Annotated in this window: 21 protein-coding genes; 10 read left to right on the top strand and 11 right to left on the bottom strand. The window is 70.6% G+C overall.

Translation table 11 applies throughout. The features are described 5' to 3' along the window. From FGX59_RS10005 to parC, 5 genes are all read right to left on the bottom strand, one after another. Positions 1–92: GTP-binding protein (locus tag FGX59_RS10005; RefSeq protein WP_023878051.1), on the bottom strand; the 92-nt coding region annotated here is incomplete at its 3' end. Positions 93–274: 182 nt separating this feature from the next. Further along, positions 275–847 carry a hypothetical protein gene (locus FGX59_RS10000; protein WP_138466388.1) on the bottom strand — a complete coding sequence of 191 codons (573 nt, stop codon included), beginning with the start codon at positions 845–847 and terminating at the stop codon, positions 275–277. A 75-nt stretch (positions 848–922) separates the two neighbouring features. Then, positions 923–2,032 (bottom strand): M48 family metallopeptidase, encoded by a 1,110-nt coding sequence (locus FGX59_RS09995; protein ID WP_138466387.1) that lies wholly within the window; start codon positions 2,030–2,032, stop codon positions 923–925. After that, positions 2,032–3,225, bottom strand: coding sequence for a DUF898 family protein (locus FGX59_RS09990; protein WP_171060593.1), 1,194 nt, complete (start codon positions 3,223–3,225; stop codon positions 2,032–2,034). Before FGX59_RS09990 ends, FGX59_RS09995 begins: the two co-directional genes overlap by 1 nt. Before the next feature lie 514 nt (positions 3,226–3,739). Beyond that, positions 3,740–5,968 (bottom strand): DNA topoisomerase IV subunit A, encoded by a 2,229-nt coding sequence (gene parC / locus FGX59_RS09985; RefSeq protein WP_138466397.1) that lies wholly within the window; start codon positions 5,966–5,968, stop codon positions 3,740–3,742. A gap of 114 nt (positions 5,969–6,082) precedes the next feature. On the opposite strand from parC, the gene FGX59_RS37530 reads away from it, so the two are divergent. From FGX59_RS37530 to FGX59_RS09955, 5 genes are all read left to right on the top strand, one after another. Beyond that, entirely contained in the window at positions 6,083–6,769 is a 687-nt protein-coding gene (locus tag FGX59_RS37530) for an SH3 domain-containing protein (protein WP_171060592.1), read from the top strand. After that, positions 6,766–7,608 carry an SDR family NAD(P)-dependent oxidoreductase gene (locus FGX59_RS09970; protein WP_138466383.1) on the top strand — a complete coding sequence of 281 codons (843 nt, stop codon included), beginning with the start codon at positions 6,766–6,768 and terminating at the stop codon, positions 7,606–7,608. The genes FGX59_RS37530 and FGX59_RS09970 overlap by 4 nt, the downstream gene beginning before the upstream one ends. Positions 7,609–7,737: 129 nt before the next feature. Continuing rightward, entirely contained in the window at positions 7,738–8,007 is a 270-nt protein-coding gene (gene rpsO, locus FGX59_RS09965) for a 30S ribosomal protein S15 (protein ID WP_138466382.1), read from the top strand. Between the two features lie 131 nt (positions 8,008–8,138). Beyond that, positions 8,139–9,176 (top strand): sodium:calcium antiporter, encoded by a 1,038-nt coding sequence (locus FGX59_RS09960; RefSeq protein WP_240722356.1) that lies wholly within the window; start codon positions 8,139–8,141, stop codon positions 9,174–9,176. An 86-nt stretch (positions 9,177–9,262) separates the two neighbouring features. Next, entirely contained in the window at positions 9,263–9,730 is a 468-nt protein-coding gene (locus tag FGX59_RS09955) for a DUF1203 domain-containing protein (RefSeq protein WP_138466381.1), read from the top strand. A gap of 30 nt (positions 9,731–9,760) precedes the next feature. Here the strand turns inward: FGX59_RS09955 and FGX59_RS09950 are convergent, their stop codons facing one another. From FGX59_RS09950 to FGX59_RS09940, 3 genes are all read right to left on the bottom strand, one after another. Beyond that, a complete protein-coding gene (locus FGX59_RS09950) occupies positions 9,761–10,414 on the bottom strand; it encodes a peroxiredoxin (protein WP_138466380.1) in 654 nt (217 codons plus the stop codon). 80 nt (positions 10,415–10,494) lie between these two features. Next, positions 10,495–11,055 carry an HNH endonuclease family protein gene (locus FGX59_RS09945; RefSeq protein ID WP_138466379.1) on the bottom strand — a complete coding sequence of 187 codons (561 nt, stop codon included), beginning with the start codon at positions 11,053–11,055 and terminating at the stop codon, positions 10,495–10,497. Positions 11,056–11,165: 110 nt separating this feature from the next. After that, entirely contained in the window at positions 11,166–11,831 is a 666-nt protein-coding gene (locus tag FGX59_RS09940; protein ID WP_138466378.1) for an RluA family pseudouridine synthase, read from the bottom strand. A 250-nt stretch (positions 11,832–12,081) separates the two neighbouring features. Between FGX59_RS09940 and nhaA the strand changes: the two genes are divergently transcribed. Next, the gene (nhaA, locus tag FGX59_RS09935) at positions 12,082–13,275 is read left to right on the top strand and encodes a Na+/H+ antiporter NhaA (protein ID WP_240722354.1); all 1,194 of its coding nucleotides are present in this window, start codon (positions 12,082–12,084) and stop codon (positions 13,273–13,275) included. Between the two features lie 77 nt (positions 13,276–13,352). Here nhaA and FGX59_RS09930 read toward each other — a convergent pair whose 3' ends face one another. Next, positions 13,353–13,550, bottom strand: a complete 198-nt coding sequence (locus FGX59_RS09930) for a DUF1674 domain-containing protein (RefSeq protein ID WP_138466377.1) — start codon at positions 13,548–13,550, stop codon at positions 13,353–13,355. Positions 13,551–13,598: 48 nt separating this feature from the next. Between FGX59_RS09930 and FGX59_RS09925 the strand changes: the two genes are divergently transcribed. The 4 genes from FGX59_RS09925 (at position 13,599) to lspA (ending at position 18,915) form a co-directional block, all read left to right on the top strand. Beyond that, entirely contained in the window at positions 13,599–14,945 is a 1,347-nt protein-coding gene (locus FGX59_RS09925; RefSeq protein WP_138466376.1) for an RsmB/NOP family class I SAM-dependent RNA methyltransferase, read from the top strand. Positions 14,946–15,065: 120 nt separating this feature from the next. Further along, a complete protein-coding gene (locus FGX59_RS09920; RefSeq protein WP_171060591.1) occupies positions 15,066–16,775 on the top strand; it encodes a heparinase II/III family protein in 1,710 nt (569 codons plus the stop codon). A gap of 34 nt (positions 16,776–16,809) precedes the next feature. Further along, positions 16,810–18,399, top strand: a complete 1,590-nt coding sequence (purH, locus tag FGX59_RS09915) for a bifunctional phosphoribosylaminoimidazolecarboxamide formyltransferase/IMP cyclohydrolase (RefSeq protein WP_138466374.1) — start codon at positions 16,810–16,812, stop codon at positions 18,397–18,399. A gap of 48 nt (positions 18,400–18,447) precedes the next feature. Beyond that, positions 18,448–18,915: a signal peptidase II gene (gene lspA, locus FGX59_RS09910; protein ID WP_255471567.1), complete on the top strand. Its 468-nt coding sequence runs from the start codon at positions 18,448–18,450 to the stop codon at positions 18,913–18,915. A 74-nt stretch (positions 18,916–18,989) separates the two neighbouring features. Here lspA and FGX59_RS09905 read toward each other — a convergent pair whose 3' ends face one another. Together FGX59_RS09905 and FGX59_RS09900 are read right to left on the bottom strand one after the other, a co-directional pair. Further along, positions 18,990–20,309 (bottom strand): HlyD family type I secretion periplasmic adaptor subunit, encoded by a 1,320-nt coding sequence (locus FGX59_RS09905; protein WP_138466395.1) that lies wholly within the window; start codon positions 20,307–20,309, stop codon positions 18,990–18,992. 137 nt (positions 20,310–20,446) lie between these two features. After that, positions 20,447–22,177 (bottom strand): type I secretion system permease/ATPase, encoded by a 1,731-nt coding sequence (locus tag FGX59_RS09900; protein WP_138466372.1) that lies wholly within the window; start codon positions 22,175–22,177, stop codon positions 20,447–20,449. Between the last annotated feature and the right edge of the window lie 46 nt (positions 22,178–22,223).

Below are 22,223 nucleotides of genomic sequence, written 5' to 3'. Positions count from 1 at the left end.
GCTGCGGTCAGCGTGGTCTTGCCGTGGTCGACGTGACCGATCGTGCCGATGTTCACGTGCGGCTTCGTACGCTCAAACTTTGCCTTTGCCATGTCTTCGGGCGCCTTTTCTGGGGGCGGTCCGCCCGCCCTTGGTCATCAACGGCAGCCGGGTACGGAAGCGCCGCAGGAGAGTCAAGCCTTTCGCGCCGTTCCGGACGCGGATTGCGGCCGGACGGCACCGTTTCGGCGGAATTCGGTCAGGGGTGCGGGCCCGCAGGCGGGCCGGGCGGCGCTCAGGCGCCGGGCTCGGCCGTTCCGGCGGCGGCGACCGGGGCCGCGGGGGCGAACCAGTCCTCGTTCTCGCGCAGCCATTTCTCGATCTCGACCGCGGCATTGTCGGCCAGTTCGGCGAGCTGCTCCTCGGCGCTCTGGGTGTAGCCCGAGCCGAGCACGGTGTCGCCGCCGGCATCTTCCCAGACCACCATCTGCTTCCAGTCGCCGCTGATGCGATTCTGGTCGGCATCGAAGACCGCGACATTCATCCCCAGCAGAGAGCGCGGCGCCAGCAGCACCGGGATCCCCGGCGCGGCGAGCGCATAGGCGACCACCTTGATGCCGATGGAATACTGGCCGCTGCCCTGGAAGCGGCGGAAGCGCGTCTCGACGGCCCCGGAGACGGCCGCTTTCAGCGCCTCGTCATCCATGCCGCGCGACATCGGCCCCTTCTGCGGGTCGTCGACGATCACCACCAGGTGCTGCAGGCTGAAATCGCCGAGGGCGCGCCCCTCGATCTCGGGGGCGATATTGGTGGTGCAGCCCATCAGGGCGAGGCTCGCGGCCAGGGCAAGGGCGGTACGGCGGTTCATCGTCAGGCTCCCGAGGCAATGCCCCCCCGGTTAGCAGGGGGCGCGCGGCTTGGCAAACGCCTCGCCGCCGCGGGGTCACGGCCGGGCGCGGGTGCGGCGGCAGACCTGCTGCAGTGCCGCCCATTCCGCCGGGCTCAGCACGGGGCGGTCCGCGGAATGGGCGGCCGCCTCGCGCGCGGCCCGGCTGCGCTCCCCCAGGGCCGGATGCGAGGCGAAGAGCGCGGCCAGGCGCGAGCCTCCGCCCGCCTCCGCCGCCATCCGGTCGAAGAAGCTGGCGAGCGCGGCGGGCGAGACCCCGGCCGCGGCCAGCCGCTCGGCGGCATAGGCATCGGCGGCGGTCTCGGCATCGCGGGCGTAATGCGCGTCGCTCAGCGCCCGGGCCGCCGCGGCGATGGCCGCCGCGCCCATCACGTCGCCCGCCGCCAGGCCCAGCACCGCCGCCGTCCCGGCCGAGCGCAGCGCCAGCCGCGCCGGATCGCGATGCGCCACATGGCCGAGCTCGTGGGCAAGCACCGCGGCGACCTCCTCGGCGCTCTCCGCCCCGTCGAGAAGCCCGCGCATCACCACCACATGGCCGCCCGGCGCGGCAAAGGCGTTGACGGCCGGCGCGTTCAGCACCGCGATCTCCAGCGGATAGGGCAGATCGGCGCCGCGGGTCAGCCGGTCCGCCATCTTGCCGAGCGCGGCCAGCCCGGCACGGTCGCTGCACCAGCGCGCCTCGCCCTCGGGCGCGTCGAAGAAGAGCCCCGCCTGGTCGCGGATCGCCGCGCCAAGCCGCGCCTCCGCCGCCGGCGGGATCCAGCGCGCCATCCGGTTCGACAGCAGCGGGATCGCCGCGAAGAGAAGAAGCGCCAGCACCGCCGCTGCGCCGCCGCTCCAGAGAAGCACGCGGCGCAGCCCGGCCGGATCGCGGCTCCGGGCCGTCAGCTTCGGACAGGCGCTCCGCGCCCAGGCGACGGTCCCTGCGTCTTCGAGCACCAGCCGAGGATCCTGTCCCGGCAGGCGCAGCACCAGCCGCTCCTGCCCGGCCGCCGTGTCGCCTAGCGCCCGGATCTCTTCCAGCGGCCAGCGCAGCGTCTCGTCGGCATCCTCGAGCGCGATCTCCAGCATCCCTTCCGCGGCCGTGACCCGGGCGGCAAAGCGCCCGGCGCGTTCGCCGTCGAGATACCAGCCGCGATGCGCCATCAGAACGCGCCGCCGAGATCCAGCGCATCGGCGAAGCCGTCGGCATCGGCCATCGCGTCGCCCGGCCGCTGCCCGACCGAGGTCAGCAGGATCGGCGTCTCCACCCAGGCGTGGCGCACCAGATGCGCCAGCACCGGCTGGGTGACGAAGACCAGCCTCAGGGGCGAGACCAGCCCGTAGAGCGCCAGCCCGCCGGCAAGGAGCGGCACCAAGGCCGCCGCTCCGGCCGTGTCGTCGAGGTCGGGCATCGGCACGATGCGCGCGAAGCCCGCCAGAAGCGCGAGGCCGCAGAGGCCGATCACCGCGGCGACCGCCGCCCAGCCGCCATAGTAGCGCAGCGCCACTACCCGCGGCCGCGGCGCCGCGCCCAGCCGGATGCCCTGCCCCGCGGTCTTGTGCCGGGCCATGATCGCGAAACTCTCGACCCGGTAGTGGACCAGCCCGTAGGCGAAGACCCCGCCCGCGCCGAGGAGCAGGAGACTGCTGAAGGGCAGCCCGGCCACCCAGGCCGGGACCGCCAGCGCGAGCGCCGGCACCGAAAGCAGCAGCGGCGTCATCGCCTTGTAGAGCATCGTCCAGCGGCCGCCCTGGCGGAGCCGGGCATCGCCGAACCAGCTGCGATCGCACAGATAGGCCTCCAGCCGGAAGGTCATCAGCGGCCAGAGCAGGCCCAGGCTCGCACCGGTCAGGGCGGCATAGAGGCAGCCGCGCCAGGCATAGCCCCAGGCGCCCGGCTCCATCCCGAAGCGGATGCCCCGCCAGGTGGTGCGCGACAGCAGGTAGCGCCGCGCCCGGTAGGCGGCGAAGAAATAGAGCGGCGCGAAGATCGCCCCGGCATTCTGCAGCACTAGGTTCAGCGCGGTCAGCCCGCCCGGCGCCTCGGGGCGGAAGAGTGCGAATCCGAGGAAGGAGAGCACGACGGCGAGGACCGCTGCGAGGCTGCCCAGCACCACCACGGCGATCAGGAAGCCCAAGAATTTCTCGGTGCCGGTGCCGGTATATTCCAGCGCGTCGCCGCCGGGATCGATCGAGGACCACAGCTTGCGGCGGATCCGCGTCTTGGCCCAGAACCGGTAGAGGCCGAGCGTCGCGACGGTCAGCAGCCCTGTGCGCAGCGCCAGCCAGAAAAGCGCGGAGGCACTGCCCGAATAGCGCCCCTGCAGGGGGCTGCCCGCCTCCGGTTCCGTTGCCATCCCGTTCTCCGTCATCGCGCCGCCGACGCGCTTTCCGTTTATTGCGCCAGAGGCGCGTCTTCCCAATCACAGCGCCGGGGGCGCGTTCTCCGTCATGACGCCAGAGGCGCGTCTTCCCAATCGCTGCGCCCAAGGCGCGTTTTCCCGACCACAGCGCCGGAGGCGCGTATCCCTGCCCCTGCGAAATAGGCGCGATTTATCCGGGCATCGCGCCTCGGGCAGGCTTTTCCGATCGCCCCGCCAGAGACGCGTTTCCCGATCGCCGCGCCGAAGCTGCGCCCCCGTGACCATATCGCCAAAGGCGCGTTTCTCCGGCCATGTCGCCGACAGCGCGGACCCGCCCCGGCGCGCGGCACGCCTGCCGAAAACGCCCCGCAGGCACGCTTGCCGTCATCGTGCCGAAGGCGCGCCCCGTCATGGCAGGGCGCAGGGCGGCGCGGTCTGTCCCTGTCATGCCGCCAGCGACCGGACCCCGCGGGAGCGGGCGGACAGCCCCCTGCCGGGGGCGTCCGGGTCAGGGGAAGCGGTTGTCGCGCGGGAAGCCGCGCGGCGCCATCCGGCCCGAGCCCGCGCGCTTGGCGATCCATTCGCCCAGCTCGGGATCGGCCACGGTGCGGGTCTTGCCATCGCCGAAGGGCCAGCTCAGCCCCACCGCGCGGGTGAAGGTGGTCGCGTCCGACAGGCCGCCATCCTTGTACTTCTGCAGCCGCACGCCCTTGCCGCGGGACATCTCGGGCAGCTCCTCGATGGCGAAGACCAGCATCTTGCGGTTCTGGCCGACCACGGCGACATGGTCGCCATCGACCGGACGGCAGACCGCCAGCCGGTCCGGGGCCTTGACGTTCAGCACCTGCTTGCCGCCCTTCTGCGAGGCGACCAGATCGTCCTCGAGCACGATGAAGCCGTCCCCGGCCGAGGAGGCCAGCAGCCGCTTGCGCCCCGGCACATGCGGGAAGAGCGTCATCATCTCGACCTCGTTGGGCAGGTCGATCATCAGCCGCACCGGCTCGCCCATGCCCCGCCCGCCGGGCAGGTTGTTCGCCGAGATCGTGTAGGCGCGGCCGTTGCTGTCGAGCAGCAGCAGCTTGTCGGTGGTGTGGGCGTGGAACAGGAACCGCCCCTCGTCCCCGTCCTTGTACTTGACCGGCTGGGACAGGTCGACATGGCCCTTCATCGCCCGGATCCAGCCCATCTTGGAGCAGACCACGGTGATCGGCTCCTTCTCGATCATGTCCTCGAGGCTGACCTCGGCCACTTCAACCGCCTCGGAGAAGCCGGAGCGCCGCTCGCCGAACACGGTATGGCGGCCGAACTGCTTGCGGACCGCGCGCAGCTCTTCGGAGATCTTCTTCCACTGCAGGTCCTCGGAGGCGAGGAGCCCGACCAGGCCTTCCTGCTCGGCGATCAGGTCGTCGCGCTCCTTGCGCAGCTCCATTTCCTCGAGACGGCGCAGCGACCGCAGCCGCATGTTGAGGATCGCCTCGGCCTGCACGTCGCTGAGCTGGAACTCGGCCATCATCACCGGCTTTGGCTCGTCCTCGGTGCGGATGATCTCGATCACCCGGTCGAGATTGAGGAAGGCGATGATGTAGCCCTCGAGCACTTCCAGCCGGTGCGCGATCTTGTCGAGCCGGTGCTGCGAGCGGCGCTGCAGCACCTCGCGGCGGTGGTCGAGGAAGGCGCGCAGCACCTCCTTGAGCGAGCAGACCTTGGGCGTGCGCCCGTCGATCAGCACGTTCATGTTCAGCGAGAAGCGGATCTCAAGGTCGCTGAGGCGGAACAGCGTGCCCATCAGCATCTCGGGCTCGACCGTTCGCGCGCGCGGCTCCAGCACGATGCGGATGTCCTCGGCGCTCTCGTCGCGGACATCGGCGAGGATCGGCACGCGCTTCGACTGGATCAGGTCGGCGAGCTTCTCGATCAGCTTCGACTTCTGCACCTGGTAGGGGATCTCGGTGACCACGACCTGCCACTGTCCGCGGCCCAGATCCTCGACCTGCCAGCGGGCGCGCAGGCGGAAGGCGCCGCGGCCGGTGCGGTAGGTCTCGATGATCGACTCGCGCGGCTCGACGATGACGCCGCCGGTGGGGAAGTCCGGGCCGGGGATGTGGTCGATCAGCGTCTCGTCGCGCGCATTCGGCGACTTGATGAGATGCAGGCAGGCCGAGACCAGCTCGTCGATATTGTGCGGCGGGATGTTCGTCGCCATGCCGACCGCGATGCCCGACGATCCGTTGGCCAGCAGGTTCGGGAAGGCGGCGGGCAGGACGACCGGTTCCTGCAGCGTGCCATCGTAGTTGTCGCGGAAATCGACCGCGTTCTCGTTCAGCCCTTCGAGCAGCGCCTCGGCCGCGGCGGTCATCCGCGCCTCGGTGTAGCGCGAGGCCGCCGGGTTGTCGCCGTCGATATTGCCGAAATTGCCCTGGCCGTCGACCAGCGGGTAGCGGACGTTGAAATCCTGCGCCAGGCGGGCGAGCGCGTCATAGATCGCCGCATCGCCATGGGGGTGGTAGTTCCCCATGACATCGCCCGAAATTTTTGCACTTTTTCGGAAGCCGCCGGCGGAACTCAGCCGAAGTTCGCGCATTGCATAGAGGATACGGCGATGCACTGGCTTCAGCCCGTCCCGGGCATCTGGCAGCGCGCGGTGCATGATCGTCGAGAGCGCATATTGCAGATAGCGCTCGCCGATGGCGCGGCGCAGCGGTTCGGAACTGTCGTGAGGCATGGTCGTGTCGGACATGAACCCTGTGGTACTCAAGCCAGCGTCAAGGGTAAAGTGGCTTATTACACGGTAGAATCAGTGCTGCCTTAAAGTGAGTCGCTTATCCTGGATACAAGCATTCGGAGAATGAACATGGCAATCCGGCTCAGCGCAATCCTCCTGATGATCATTTTCGCCGTGCTGCAGTTCGGCGGCAAGGACTTGACGCAGAGCCCGTTCGCGGAATTTCCCGATGCCAGGCCCGATACCGTCATCATGAGCACTGTCGAACCGCTCGACACGCCGATGGCCGCCGCAGCGCAGCCGCGGCTTGCCGCTGCCAGCGCCACCAGGCTTCCCGCCCCGTCCGCCACGCAGGCCGCCGCAGCCGCCGCCATTCCCGTGGCCGAGCCGGCCGTCGCCACCGCCCTGCCCGAGGGGGCGACGCTGCCCGCGCACGAGGACGAGGCGCAGACCGCGCTCGACATGGCGGTGATCGACGCCTCCGCCTCGGTGGGCGAGCTGTCCGCCGCGCTGACGCTGAAACCGGGCGTGTCGCCCTCCTCGGTCTCGGGGCTCGACGCCTTCCGCGAGCGCCGCGAGGCCGCGGCAGAGGCCGCCAACGCCACCGGCGGCGCCTCGCTGGCGCAGGTGACCGGCTCGACTGTCAACATGCGCGCGGGCCCCTCCACCTCTGATCCGGTGGTCGGCCGCGCCCGCGAGGGCGAGCGCGTGGAATGGGTGTCCGAACCCGCGCCGGGCTGGGCTTTGGTCCGCCATCCGCGCTATGACGGCGACATGTACATGTCCTCTGCCTATCTGGACCGGATCGCCAATTGACCCCATCTGACAGCGGCCCCGGCCGCATCCTGATCACCGGCTGCTCCTCGGGGATCGGCCTTGATGCCGCGCGCACCCTCAAGGCGCGCGGCTGGACCGTCTATGCCACCTGCCGCCAGGAGGCCGATTGCGAGCGGCTCCGCGCCGAAGGCTTGGACAGCTTCCAGCTCGACCATTCCGACGAGGCCTCGCTCGACCGCGCCATGGCGGAGGTCGCGGCAAGGGGCGGGCTCGACGCGCTCTTCAACAACGGCGCCTACGCGATCCCCGGCGCGGTGGAGGACCTGCCCCGCGGCGCCCTGCGCGAAATCTACGAGGCCAATGTCTTCGGCTGGCACGACCTGGCGCGGCGGGTGATCCCGCTGATGCGGGCGCAGGGGCACGGGCGGATCGTCATGTGCTCGTCGATCCTCGGCTTCGTCCCGGCGAAATGGCGCGGCGCCTATGTCTCGACCAAGCACGCGCTCGAGGGGCTGACCGACGTCCTGCGGCTGGAGATGGCGGACACGCCGATCCGGATCGTGCTGATCCAGCCCGGCCCGATCGCCACCGAGATCCGCCGCAACTCCCGCGCGCCCTTCGAGCGCTGGATCGACTGGGAGGCCTCGCCCCGGGCGGAGCAGTACCGCGGCAGCCTGCTCAAGCGGCTCTATGTCGAGCCGCCGGCGCCGACCCCGGGCGAACTCGGCCCCGAGGCGGTGACCCGGGCGCTGGTCCATGCGCTGGAAAGCCCGCGGCCCAGGGCGAAATACCGGGTCACCTGGCCGACCAGGCTGGCCTGGATCCTGCGGCGGGCCCTGCCGCAGCGGCCGCTCGACTGGCTCTGCGCACGCGGCTGAAAACCGGGCCAGGGGACGAATCGGCTTCCCTTTCGCCCGGGAATGGCGTAATGGCGCGGCTCACTCAAAGGCCTTGCTGGACGACATCCCGGCTCGCGCCGTTCACTCCAGATGCGAAGGAGACACCCGATGTCGATTACGCCCGAAGAAAAAGACCGCCTGATCAAGGAATACGGCACCAAGGAAGGCGATACCGGCTCCCCCGAGGTGCAGGTTGCCATCCTCAGCTCGCGCATCGCGACCCTGACCGAGCACTTCAAGACCCACGCGAAGGACAACCATTCGCGCCGCGGCCTGCTGAAGCTCGTCGCACAGCGCCGCAAGCTGCTGGACTACGTCAACGCCAAGGATCCGGCGCGCTACAAGTCGCTGATCTCGCGTCTCGGCCTGCGCCGCTGACCCGCTGACATACCGCGAATTCCGACACCCGCCAATCTGGCGGGTGTTTTCGTTTGCGGACAGGGATCTGGCCGGAACCCTGGCCCGCGGCTCCCGTTGACGGTCGGACCGCACCGACAGGAGACCGCCCCTTGCCCGACGCTTCCCAGCTGCCCTTCGCCGCCCTGATCCTCGGACTCGGGCTTGCCGCGGGGGTGATCCTGGCGGGCGGGCTGCGGATGACCGGCCTGGCCGACCGCATCGCCGACCGCACCGGGCTGGGCGAGGCGCTGGTCGGCGGCGCGCTGCTCGGGGCGGCGACCTCGCTCTCGGGCGTCGTAGTCTCGCTCTCCGCCGCGCTCGACGGGCGCGCCTCGCTGGCCTTCTCCAATTCCGTGGGCGGGATCGCGGCGCAGACCGCCTTCCTGGCGCTGGCGGACCTGCTGTGGCGCCGCGCCAATCTCGAACATGCCGCGGCCGAGCTGGCCAACCTGTTCCAGAGCGCGCTGCTCCTCCTGCTGCTCGCCCTGCCGGTGCTGGCCTATGGCGGGCCGGATATCAGCGTCTTCGCCGTCCATCCCGTCTCGCTCCTGCTGCCGGTGCTCTACGCGCTCGGCCTGATCGGCACGCATCGCAGCCGCCAGGCGCCGATGTGGCAACCGGTGAAGACCGCCGAGACCCGCGAGGATGCCGACGAGGAGGACGCCAGCGACACCACGCCGACATCGCGGCTGTTCCTGACCTTCGGGCTGCTGATGGCGGTGATGGGGCTGGCAGGCTACGCGATCGCGCAGCTTGCCGGCGAGCTGGCCGACCGGACGGGCGTCTCTGCCTCGCTGGTCGGCGCGCTCCTGACCGCCGTGCTGACTTCCCTGCCCGAGCTGGTCACGACGCTGGCCGCGGTGCGCCGCGGCGCGCTGCAGCTGGCGCTTGGCGGGATCATCGGCGGCAACACCTTCGACACGCTCTTCCTGACGCTGTCGGATATCGGCTACCGCGACGGCTCGCTCTACCATGCGATCGGCCGCGGCGACCTGTTCTGGCTGGGCACGGGGCTGGCGATGACCGGCGTGCTGCTGCTGGGGCAGCTCTACCGGCAGAAGGACGGGCCTGCGGGCATCGGGCTGGAAAGCGTCGCGATCCTCGGGATCTATGCCGGGGCGGTCGCGCTTCAGGCCGTCGCGGGCTGAGCCCCCGGGCGCAATGCGCAGGAACCGGTTCGCAAGCGGGACTGGCGGGCGGCAGGGTCGGGCGGCACCCCCCATACGGAGCAGCCATGACCTTCCGCATCCGCGCCCTCGCCCCCGAACCCTTCGCCGGGCTCTTCTCCCTCACCGACCGCGAGCTTGCCGCGCGCAATGCCTGCCGGATGACCGCCACCGCCAAGCCCGGCACGCCCTGCCGCGTCAGCCTGGAGGATGCCGAGCCCGGCGAAACCGTCCTTCTGGTGAATTACTGCCACCTGCCCGAGGAGACGCCCTACCGGGCGAGCCATGCGATCTTCGTGCGGGAGGGCGTGGCAGAGGCCCGTCCGGAGCCGGGCGAGATCCCGCAGCTTTTCCTGCACCGCATGCTGTCGGTCCGGAGCTTCGACGACCGCCACATGATGGCCGGCGCGGCGCTGGCCGGAGGCCGGGACCTGGCCCCGGCGATCACGGAGGCGTTCGGCGACGCGCGCATCCGCTACCTGCATCTGCACTATGCCGGGCCGGGCTGCTTCGCCGCGTCGGTGGAACGGGCCTGACGGCCCGCTCCGGCTGCCGGGTCCTGCGGATCAGGCCGGGTATTTCGCCTTGCGCAGATAGGGCAGCACCATGTCCAGCTCGCCGAATTTCGCCTTGGCCGCGTCATTGTCGAGGCTGAGCGCGACGATCACGTCCTGGCCCACGGTCCAGTTGGCCGGGGTGGCGATCGGCGCGCCATAGGTGGCCTGCAGCGCGTCGAGCGCACGCAGCACCTCGGCGAAGTTGCGGCCGACCGACATCGGGTAGGTCATCGACAGCTGGAGCTTCTTGTCCGGGCTGATGATGTAGACCGAGCGCACGGTCGCGGTGTCGGCCGGGGTGCGCCCGTCGGGCAGGTAGGCCTCGGCGGGCAGCATGTCGAAGGCCTTCGACACGGCCAGACCCTCGTCGGCGATGATCGGGAAGGGCACGCGGCAGCCCGCCACCTTCTCGATGTCGCCGATCCATTTCAGGTGCTCGTCGACGCCGTCGACCGAGACGCCGATGACCTTGGTGCCGCGCTTCTCCCATTCCTTCGAAAGCTGCGCGACAGCGCCGAATTCGGTGGTGCAGACCGGGGTGAAGTCCTTGGGATGGCTGAACAGGATCGCCCAGCTGTCGCCGATCCAGTCATGGAAGGTGATCTCTCCCTGGCTGGTCTGGGCGGTGAAATCGGGAACGGTGTCGTTGATGCGCAGACCCATGTGTCGGCTCCTGTCTTGACGGTTCGGCGCCAACATGTGCCTGCGCCGCCGCAAGGGCAAGAGGGGCGCGCCCTTGCGCCTCAGGCCGGGCCGCTGGTGCTGCAGGCCGCCCGGGTCCGCCGCGCCATCTCGCGCGTCCAGGCCTCGCCGACCTCCAGCCGGTAGGAGGCGACGATCTCCGAGAAGCCGCGCAGGTAGCTGCAGTGATAGGCGGCATCCGGCGGCATCCAGTCGAGCGGCCCGCGCGCCCCCTTCGAGGCATTGAGCGATCCGCTGACGATCAGCAGGTTCTCGGGATCGAGCGCGAAACCCTCGCGGCGCGACGCGCTCCAGCGCCAGGCGCCATGCTCCCAGGCCCATTTCAGCGGCACCAGATGGTCGATCTGCACGTCGCGCGCCTCGGTGAAGACCTGGCCGGAATAGGGATCGGTCCATTTCCCGCTGGCCACGGCGCAGCCGGTGCCGGTCAGCGTGACCTTCGCCGCGGAATCGTCGATCAAGAGCTCGCCGCGGGTATCCTGGCAGTCATGGTCGGCATCCACCCAGCCGCCGAACGCCGCCCGGTCATAGCCGGGCACCTCCCCCTGCGGACCGCTGCACACAGACAGCCCGAGAAACGCCAGAACCAGAACGCGGCTCATACCCTACACCCTTCGAAAGACACCCGGTTTTTCCCCTACCGGGCGTTCGGCGCGCGCAAAAGCCCTGTCCTAGCGGCAGGGTGAACAGGATCGGAACATTTCCGCCGGGATCAGAACGGCGCGGGCACCGAGAAGCTCATCCCCTCGCCGCCTTCGGGATTGCGGAAGCGCAGCCGCTCGGCATGGAGCATCAGCCGCGGGAACTCCGCCGCCGCGCCCTCGGCATAGAAGGGGTCGCCCAGGATCGGATGGCCGAGCGCCAGCATGTGCACGCGCAGCTGGTGGCTGCGCCCGGTCAGCGGGTTCAGCCGCACGCGGCTTTCGCCATTGCCCGCCTTGACGCGCTTCCATTCGGTGACCGCCTTGCGGCCGGTCTCGTGGCAGATCTTCTGCAGCGGGCGGTTCGGCCAGTCGACGATCAGCGGCAGGTCGACCGTGCCTTCGGCCTCTGCCATCTCGCCCCAGACGCGGGCGACATAGGCCTTCTTCACCTGCCGCTTCTCGAATTGCAGCCCCAGATGGCGCTGGCCGTGGCGGCTGAGCGCGAAGACCATCACCCCCGACGTGTCGCGGTCGAGCCGGTGGACCAGCAGAACCTCGGGGAAGATGCCCTGCAGCCGCGAGATCAGGCAGTCGGCCAGATGCTCGCCCCGGCCCGGCACGGACAGGAGCCCCGAGGGCTTCTCCACCACCAGCACATGGGCATCGTGATGCAGGATGTTCAGCGGATCGGTCGGCGGGTCGTAGGGCGCGGTGCCCGGAACGAACTTGGTCATCGGCAGGACCTCGGCGGCGGCGGTCAGGGGGCGGAGATGCCCGCTCGGCGGCCCGAAGACAAGGCCGCGCCGCGTGCAATCGGCCGAAAACCGTGCCAGAAAGGGTCAGAATGTCGCGAAGCCGCGGAACCGGCCCGTTTCGGAGGGCCGCCAAATTGATTTGCCGCTGCCGAGACACGATATCGTGCGGACAGACGGGCGCCGGGCGACCATGGCGCCCCTGAAATTGCCAAGCATTGGGAGAATGGCCGTGAACAAGGCGATGCAACGCCTAGACAATTTTCTGCACAAGGAGACCAGCGCGGGCATCGTGCTGATCATTGCGACCGTCCTGGCCCTGGTGGCCAGCAATTCGCCGCTGGCAGGGGCCTATGACAGCTTCCTGCACATGCACATGAGCATCCAGGTCGGCGACCTCGTCATCGACAAGGGACTGAGCCACTGGATCAATGACGGGCTGATGGCCATCTTCTTCTTCCTGGTCGGGCTCGAGATCAAGCGCGAGCTGGTCCAGGGAGAGCTGTCCAGCGTGGACAAGGCGCTGCTGCCGCTGCTCGCCGCGATCGGCGGGATGGCCGGGCCGGCGCTGATCTACTACGCCACCAATATCGGCAGCCCCGAGACCGTGGCCGGCTGGGCGATCCCGGCAGCGACCGACATCGCCTTCGCGCTCGGCATCCTGGCGCTGGTGGGCAGCCGCGCGCCGGTGGCGCTGAAGATCCTGCTGCTGGCCATCGCCATCATCGACGATCTCGGCGCGATCATCATCATCGCCCTGTTCTACAGCGAGGACATGTCGGTTCTGGCGCTCGGCACCGCGGCGATCGGCGTGGCCGCGGCGGTGGTGCTGAACCGCGCGGGGGTGAACCGCACCTTCCCCTATGTCGCCTGCCTGATCTTCGTCTGGGTCTGCGTGCTGAAATCCGGCGTGCATGCGACGCTGGCCGGGGTGCTGATCGCGCTGACCGTGCCCTTGACCAAGCCCGACGGCAGCGAGGGCCTGGCGCCCAAGCTGGAGCACGGGCTGCATGTCTGGGTCAGCTTCCTTATCCTGCCGATCTTCGCCTTCGCCAATGCCGGCATCGACCTGTCGGGGATCACGCTGAACATGCTCTTCTCGCCGGTGCCGCTGGGCATCGCCGCGGGGCTGTTCCTGGGCAAGCAGATCGGCGTCTTCGCGGTGATGTTCGGCCTGACCAAGCTCGGGCTGACGCGGATGCCCCGCGGGGTGAACTGGATGCAGGTCTACGGCCTGACCTGCCTGACCGGCGTCGGCTTCACCATGAGCCTGTTCATCGGCGGGCTGGCCTTCACCGACTACGACACGATGAACGAGGTGCGGCTGGGCGTGCTGCTCGGCTCGATCTTCTCGGGCGTGCTCGGCTACTACGTGCTCTTCCGCGCGGGCGATCCGGCCAAGCAGAAGGCGGCCCAGACCGCCTGAGCCCGGCCCGGGCCCCGAAAATCCGAGCGCGCGGAAGGAAACTTCCGCGCGTTCCGCGTTTCCGGCGCGGGCGGCGCTCAGAAGTCGATGGCGATGCCCTTCTTCTCCCAGTCGCCATAGCGCACGGGCTCGGGCCCGTCGCGCCCGCCCAGCTCCTTCGGCAGCGCCTTCTCCGCCTCCAGCGCGGCCTTGCGGCGGGCCTCGGCCTCTTCCAGCGCGCGGCGCGCGGCGGGCGGCAGGTCGGACAGGTCGCGGGTCTTCCCGGTATCGCTCATGGCGCACGGACTCCTTGTTTCGGTTCCCGCCCATGGTATACGCCGCCGATGGCTGAGAACAAGAAATCCCGCGCCCCCAGATCCTCCGGTCCCCGCAAGCCGCGCCCGCCGCAGCCGGGGCTGGAACCGCGCCGCGCCGCGCTGGCGCTGGTCCAGGCCGTGCGCCGCGATGGCCGGCTGCTGGCCGAGCTGACCGATACGGAGGAGGGACCGCTGGCCGTGCTCTCCCCGCCCGAGCGCGCCCGCGCCCAGCGGCTGGCCGCGCAGGCGCTGCGCCATGCCCAGCGGATCGACAAGGCGCTCTCGCCCTTCCTCGAGAAGGCGCCGCCCGCGCGGGTCCGGATGGTGCTGCATCTCGCCGTGGTCGAGCTCTGCGAGGACCGCTCGGCCGCCCATGGCGTGGTCAATGGCTGGGTGACGCTGGTGCGCGCCCATCCCAAGACCCGCCACCTGGCCGGGCTGGTCAATGCCGTGCTGCGCCGCGCCTCCGAAGAGCTGGCGCCCGGCTGGGACAGCCTGCCGCCCTCGCGCCTGCCCGACTGGCTGCGGAAACCCTTCCGCAAGGCCTATGGCGGCGAGGCCGTCGCGGCGATGGAAGCGGTCTTCGCCGCGCAGCCGCCGCTCGACCTGACGCCGAAGGACGGCGATGCCGCCGCGCTGGCCGGGGCGCTCGGCGGAACGGCGCTGCCGACGGGCTCGGTCCGGCTGGCCGAGGCGGGCCAGGTCTCCGCCCTGCCCGGCTATGCCGAGGGGCAGTGGTGGGTGCAGGACGCCGCCGCCGCGGTCCCGGCGCGGGTCCTCGCCCCGGCAAAGGGCGCGCGGGTGCTCGATCTCTGCGCCGCGCCGGGCGGCAAGACCCAGCAGATGGCCGCCGCCGGGGCCGAGGTCACCGCGCTCGACATCTCGCCCGCGCGGATGGCGCGGGTGGCCGAGAACCTCGCGCGCACCGGGCTCGCCGCGCAGACGGTCGTCGCCGATGCGATGGACTGGGCGCCGGAGATGCCCTTCGACGGCATCCTGCTCGACGCGCCCTGCACCGCGACCGGCACGCTCAGGCGCCATCCCGACCTGCCCTTCGCCAAGACCGCCGCCGCTACCGCGGAGCTGGCGGCGCTGCAGGCGGCGATGCTCGACCGGGCGCTCGGATGGCTCGCCCCGGGCGGGCGGCTGGTCTTCTGCACCTGCTCGCTCCTGCCCGAAGAGGGCGAGGCGCAGATCGCCGCCGCGCTGGCGCGCCACCCCGGGCTCGTTGCCGATCCGCTCGACCCGGCGGAATTCGGCCTGCCCGCCGCGGCCGCCGTGCCGGGCGGTCTGCGGCTGCGGCCGGATTTCCTGAAGGACCAGGGGGGGATGGACGGGTTCTTCATCGCCCGGCTGCATCTCGCGCCGCTGTGACTTTCGCGGAACGCGGGCGCGGCTGCGCCCCGCGCCCGGATGACAGCGGGCGGCGCCCGGCGTAAGCTCCGCCGCGATCCGCCAGACATGCCGCACCCGCGGCCGCAAGGGAGTTGCCGCGTGACCCGTGCCGAAGCCATGCCCCCGCAGAGCCGCGAGACGGCGACCCGGTTCCGCCTGTGGCGCGCCGGGCTGGGCCTGCGCCCGGCCGAATTCGCGATGCCCCCGGAACCGCGCAGCATCGGCTCGGCCGCGATCGGACGGGCGATCTGCCTGGGCGAGATCCAGCTCGGCGGGCGGCGCCGCGCGCTCGACCCCGAAACCAGCCTCTGGGACCTGCGCCCGCTGCCGCCGCGGGCCGATCTCGACCGGCACGGCTTCGCCTGGCTCGACGATCTCGCTGCCGCGGGCACCAGCCGCGCCCAGGCCCAGGCGCGGCGCTGGCTGGCGGACTGGCTGGCGCGCTACGACAGCGGCAGCGGCCCCGGCTGGCGCGCCGATATCGCCGCGCGGCGGCTGGTGCGCTGGATCAACCATGCCGAGATGCTGGCCGCGGGCGTCCCCGAGGCGGAGGCGCAGCGCTTCCGCCGCTCGATCGCCCGCCATGCCGTCTTCGTCGCCCAGGGCTGGCGCGGCGCGCCGCGCGGCCTGCCCACCTTCGAGGCGGTCTGCGGGCTGGTCCAGGCCGGGCTGGCGCTGCGTGGCATGGACGCCCGCATCCGCCCGGCGGTGAAGGTGCTGGAACGGCTCTGCCGCGAGGAGATCGGCGAGGATGGCGGCCTGCCCGGGCGCAATCCCGAGGAACTGCTGGAGCTCTTCTGCCTGCTGGTCTGGTGCGACTCCGCGCTGGCGGATGCCGGGCTGGCGGCGCAGCCGCAGCACCAGGCCGCCATCGCCCGGATCGCGCCGGTGCTGCGCGCGCTGCGCCATGCCGATGGCGGGCTCGCCCGCTTCCATGGCGGCGGCCGCGGGCTCGAGGGCCGTCTGGATGCCGCGCTGGCCGCCAGCCGGGTGCGCAGCGGCCCGCCCGAGGGGCTGGCCATGGGCTTCGCCCGGCTCGCCCGCGGCCGCGCCACGGTGATCCTCGACGCCGCCCGCCCGCCGCAGGGCGCCGCCGCCGCCGCGACCGGCCATGCCTCGACGCTGGCCTTCGAGCTGACCGCCGGGCGGCGGCCGATCGTGGTCAATTGCGGCTCGGGCCTCAGCTTCGGCCGCGACTGGGAACTCGCCGCGCGCGCCACGCCCGCGCATTCCGCGCTGACCCCCGACGGCGAGGGCTCCTCGGTGCTGCGCGAGCTGCGCCAGGGCCGCACCGTGCTGGCCGCGGGCCCGCGCGAGGTCGATTGCGGTCCGGTCCCCGGCCATGGCCCGGCCTCGCTCTCGGCCAGCCATGACGGCTTCGCCGCGCGGCACGGGCTGATCCACCAGCGCCAGCTGGACCTCGGCGAGGACGGCATGTCGCTGCATGGCGAGGACAGCCTGCTGCCCCTGGACGGTGCCGAACTCGACGAGGAGGGCACCGGCTTCACCATCCGCTTCCACCTGCATCCGGATGTCGCCGCCCAGCAGGGCGAGGACGGGCTGTCGGTCACGCTCCTGCTCAAATCCGGCGAGGTCTGGCAGTTCCGGCATGCCAGCCCGGCGCGGATGAGCCTTGACCCCAGCGTCTATCTGGAGAAAACCCGCCCCCAACCGACACCGACCCGCCAGATCGTGCTGGACGCCAGGGCGGCCGGCTCCGGAGCGACCATCCGCTGGAGCCTGTCGCGCGTGTCCCAGGGCACGGACGGCACGCGCGACCTGTACCGGGACGACATGTCGATTACCTGACCTGCCAGCGCGCCACAGAGCCGAAGGAGCCCACATGACCGCCGCCCAGCCGATCCGCACCGCCCTGATCTCGGTGTCCGACAAGTCCGGCCTGACCGACCTTGCCGCAGGCCTCGCCCGTCACGGGGTGCGGTTCCTCTCCACCGGCGGCACCGCCAAGGCGCTGCGCGAGGCGGGCTACGAGGTGACCGACGTCTCCGAAGTGACCGGCTTCCCCGAAATGATGGACGGCCGCGTGAAGACGCTGCATCCGAAGGTCCATGGCGGGCTGCTGGCGCTGCGCGACAATGCCGACCACCTGGCGGCGATGGAGGCCCACGGCATCGGCGCGATCGACCTGCTGGTCGTCAACCTCTACCCGTTCGAGGCCACGGTCGCCAAGAACGCCCCCTATGACGAATGCGTCGAGAATATCGACATCGGCGGCCCGGCGATGATCCGCGCGGCGGCGAAAAACCATGCCGGCGTCGCCGTCGTGGTCGATACCGAGGACTATCCGGCGCTGCTGGCCGAGATGGACAGCGCCGGCGGCACCACCAGCTTCGAGTTCCGCAAGCGCCTGGCGCTGACCGCCTATGGCCGCACCGCCGCCTATGACGCCGCCGTGTCGAACTGGTTCGCCCAGGCGCTCGAAGAGCCCGCGCCGCGCCGCCGCGCCGTGGCGGGCTACCTGGCGCAGACGCTGCGCTATGGCGAGAACCCGCACCAGGAAGCCGCCTTCTATGTCGACGGCACCAACCGTCCCGGTGTCGCCACCGCCTACCAGCTGCAGGGCAAGGCGCTGAGCTACAACAACATCAACGACACCGACGCGGCCTTCGAGCTGGTCTCGGAATTCTCCCCCGAACAGGGCCCGGCCTGCGCGATCATCAAGCACGCCAATCCCTGCGGCGTCGCCACCGGCGCGACCCTGGCCGACGCCTATGAGCGCGCCTTCGACTGCGACCGCACCTCGGCCTTCGGCGGCATCATCGCGCTGAACCAGGCGCTGGACGGCGCCACCGCCGCCAAGATTGCCGAGATCTTCACCGAGGTCGTCATCGCCCCCGAGGCCGACGAGGAGGCCCGCGCCATCTTCGCCGCCAAGAAGAACCTGCGCCTCCTTGTCACCGGCGGCCTGCCCGATCCGAAAGCCGCCTCGATGACCGTCCGCCAGGTCTCCAGCGGGCTCCTGTTCCAGGGCAAGGACAATGGCCATATCGCGCTCGGGGACCTGAAGGTCGTCACCAAGCGCGCGCCGACCCAGGACGAGCTGCGCGACATGCTCTTCGCCTGGCGCGTCGCCAAGCACGTGAAGTCGAACGCGGTGATCTACGCCAAGGACAGCGCCACGGTCGGCGTCGGCGCCGGCCAGATGAGCCGCGTGGACAGCACCCGCATCGCCGCGCGCAAGTCGCAGGACATGGCCGAGGCGCTGGGGCTCTCCGAGCCGACCACCAAGGGCTCGGTCGTCGCCTCCGACGCGTTCTTCCCCTTTGCCGACGGGCTGATCACCGCGGCCGAGGCCGGGGCGACCGCGATCATCCAGCCGGGCGGCTCGATCCGCGACGACGAAGTGATCGCCGCAGCCGACGAGCGGGGCCTCGCCATGGTCCTGACCGGCATGCGCCACTTCCGGCACTGAGCCCTGTCCCGCCCCGCCCTCCGCGGCGGGGCCTCCCTCTCTCACCGGATACAGCACGACATGCGCCTTCTCGCGATTACCGCGATCCTGATGCTGGCTCTCGACCAGGCCAGCAAATACGCCGTGGTCTGGGGCCTCGGCCTGATCGAGCAGGGCTCGATCCCGGTCCTGCCCCCCTATCTGGTCTTCCGCATGGGCTGGAATACCGGCATCAATTTCGGCCTCGGCTCGGGCGCCGACGCGCGCTGGATCCTGATCGCGCTCGCGCTGGGGATCTGCGGATGGGCGTTCGTCTGGGCGCGGCGCGATCCGCGTCCCGGCGTGGCGATCTCCACCGGCCTGCTGATCGGCGGCGCGCTGGGGAACGTGATCGACCGCGTGCTGCATGGCGCGGTGGCCGATTTCCTCAACATGTCCTGCTGCGGGATCGTCAATCCCTACACGTTCAACGTGGCGGATATCGGCGTCTTCCTCGGCGCCGCCGGGCTGATCCTGTCGCCGCCGCGCAAGGGCTGAACCCGCCATCCCCGCAATGAAAAAGGCGCCGGAGGGATCCTCCGGCGCCTTTTTCCTGTCCCTGTCCGGTCCGCTCAGCTCTCGCGGAAGGCCCGGTTGAAATAATCGGCGAAGGGCTTGAGCAGATAGGCCAGCGGGCTGCGGTCGCTGGTGCGCATATAGGCCTCCACCGGCATGCCCGGCAGCAGCGCCACATGGCCGGGCAGCTTCTCCGCCTCGCCCTCTTCCAGCTTCACCTCGGCGCGGTAGTAGCTGGCGCCGCTGTTCTCGTCCTGGAAGGCATCCGCCGAGACCACCGTCACCTCGCCCTCGAGCTCGGGCGTGGTGCGCGAGTCGAAGGCCGGGAAGCGCAGCATCACGTGCTGCCCCGGATAGACCTGATCGATATGGATCGTCTCGACCCGGGTGGCGATGATCAGCGGCCGGTCCTGCGGCACGATGTAGAGCACCGGGTCGGCGGCGCGGATCACCGAGCGCTCGGCATAGACGGTCATGCCGTAGACGATGCCCGAGACCGGCGCCTTGATGTCGAGCCGCGCAAGCTGCTCGCGCAGCGACTGGCGCTGCTCGAAAAGCTCGAGCTCGCGGTAGCGCAGGTCGCGCAGCGTGGTCGTGGCCTCCTCGCGGCGCGAGGTCTCGAGCTTCAGGATCTCGATGTCGATCTCGGTGACCCGCCCTTCGCTTTCCGCCTCGGAGGCGACCAGCTCGCCCAGCTCGCCGGCCAGCGAGGCCTCCTCGCGCTGCAGCGCCAGCACCCGGGCGCGCTGCGCCAGCCCCTTGTTCAGAAGGTCGGTCTGGTCGGACAGCTCGTCGCGGATCAGCGACAGCTGGGTGCCGAGCGCATCCTGCTGGGCGGTGATCCCGTCGATCTGGTTGGCGATCTGCGCGCGGCGCTTGCCGAGCTGCTCGGCCTCCTGCGACTGGCTGAGATTGCGCGCCTCGAAAAGCCGGTTCTGCCCTTCGACCAGCTCGGCGATCTCGGGATTGGCCGAGGCCGCCTCCAGCAGGTCCGGATCGTAGTCGATATCCTCCAGCCCGTTCTCCTCCGCCTCCAGCCGGCCGCGGCGGGCGAGAAGCTCGAAATACTGGTTCTCGACGATGTTCAGCTGCGACTGCAGCAGCGTGCCGTCGAGCCGGATCAGCACCTGCTCGGCCTGGACCTCGTCGCCCTCGTTCACGAGGATCTCGGAGACCACGCCGCCATCGGGATGCTGCACGACCTGGCGGTTGCGCTCCACCTCGATCTGGCCGGAGGCGACGATCGCCCCGGCGATCCGGGTGAAGGCCGCCCAGCCGCCCAGCCCGCCGACCAGCAGGACCAGCACCAGAATGCCGATCGTCAGGTAGCTGCGTGCGGAGAAATTCGACGGCGCCTCGGGCGCGGTCGAGAGCATCGGCCCCAGGGATGCCGGACCGGCAGAACCCGCCCCGGGCGATGCGGGGCCCGAAGATGCGGGAGCGGGCGCGCCGGGCTTGGACGCGGCGGCCGGGCTTGCGGCCCGCGGCGCGGCCGGGACTTTGGGTTCTTCGCTCATGCCACGCCTCCCGGGCTTTGCGAGGCCCTGATTTCATTCGCGTTCTTGACCATCTTGCCCAGCACCTCGTCGCGCGGTCCGAAGGCCTTGACGCTGCCGCCATCAAGCACCAGCAGCATGTCGCATTCCTGGATCGCGGCCGGGCGGTGCGCCATGATCAGCACCGACTTGCCCTCTTCCTTCATCGAGCGGATCGCCTGGTTCAGCGCCTGGCTGCCCTCGTTGTCGAGATTGGAATTCGGCTCGTCGAGCACCAGGATAACCGGATCGCCATAGAGCGCGCGCGCCAGTCCGACCCGCTGGATCTGCCCGCCGGACAGCTGCGCCCCGGCTGCGCTGACGCGGGTGTTGTAGCCGTCGGGCAGGCGCAGGATCATGTCATGCGCCGCCGCCTTCTTGGCCGCCTTGATGATGTCCTCGTCCCGGGCATTGGGTTCCAGGCGGGCGATGTTCTCGGCCAGCGTGCCGTCGAACAGCGTCACCTGCTGTGGCAGGTAGCCGACATAGCGCCCCAGCGCGTCGGCCTCGTACTGGTCGATCGTCGCGCCATCGAGCCGGATCTTGCCGCCCGCGGCGCGCCAGACGCCGGTCAGCGCCCGCGCCAGGGTGGATTTGCCCGCCCCCGAGGGCCCGATCACGCCAAGCGCCTTGCCCGGCTCCAGCCGGAAATTCACCAGCCGCAGCGCCGCCTGCTGATGCCCCGGCGGAATCACCGTGGCCTGCTGCACGTCCAGAAGCGCGCGCGGCCGCGGCAGCTGGGTGCGCGGACGCGGCGGCGGCACGGTGCCGAGCAGATCCGCGAGGTTGTCCCAGCTCTTCATCGCCGACTGCACCAGCGACCACTGCCCGACCGCCATCTCGATCGGCGCCAGAGCGCGGCCGAGCAGAATCGAGCCCGCGATCATCGCCCCGGCGGTCATCTCCATCTGCAGCACCAGATAGGCGCCGAGCCCGAGCATCGCCGATTGCAGGAACAGCCGGAAGGTCTTGGTCGAGGCGGTGAAGCCCCCGGCCGCATCCGCCGCCGCCAGCGACAGGCCCAGCGACTTGCCGCGCACCTGCTGCCAGCGGGTGAAGGCCGCGCCGCGCATGCCGAGCGCCTGGACCATGCCGGCATCGCCCTTGAGCCGTTCGGACATCATGTCGGCGGTGGCCGCCGCCTGGCTGGCCGCGAGCTGCGGCGTCTTGGTGATCCGCTGGTTGAGGAAGGTCAGCAGCACCAGCACGGCGCCGCCGAAGATCGCCATCATCCCCAGCCAGGGATGGAAGAAGAAGATCCCCGCCAGGAAGACCGGGGTGAAGGGCAGGTCGAAGAGCGAACCGAGGATCGGCGAGGCGAGGAATCGCTGCACCGTCTCCAGGTCGCGCACCCCGGCCGCGGCGGCGCCGCGGTCCTTGGTGGCGGCATCCTCCAGCGCGGCGGCGAAAACCCGCCGGTCCAGCTTGGCCTGGAACCGCGCGCCGATCCGCGCCAGCACCCGGCCGCGGACGAAGTCGAGGATGCCCATCATCAGGTAGAGGAACGCCACCAGCGCCGCCAGCGCGACCAGCGTCGCCTCCGAGCGGCTGCCCAGCACCCGGTCATAGACCTGCAGCATGAAAAGCGGGCCGGTCAGCATCAGCATGTTCACGAAGACGCTGAAGATTCCGACAAAGGCGAAGAGGCCCCGGCTCTCGGCGCGCGCCGCACGCAGTTCCTTGAGACCTTCTTCCCTGGTCCGGTCCATGGCGTCCCCCTCGTAATTCCCGTGCAGCTCTGGAAAACACGCCCGG

The organism is Poseidonocella sp. HB161398, assembly GCF_005870025.1.
Classification (GTDB): Bacteria; Pseudomonadota; Alphaproteobacteria; order Rhodobacterales; family Rhodobacteraceae; genus Mangrovicoccus.
Note: the sequence above shows the minus strand (reverse complement) of the source record. Positions and strands in the feature narration are given on the sequence as shown.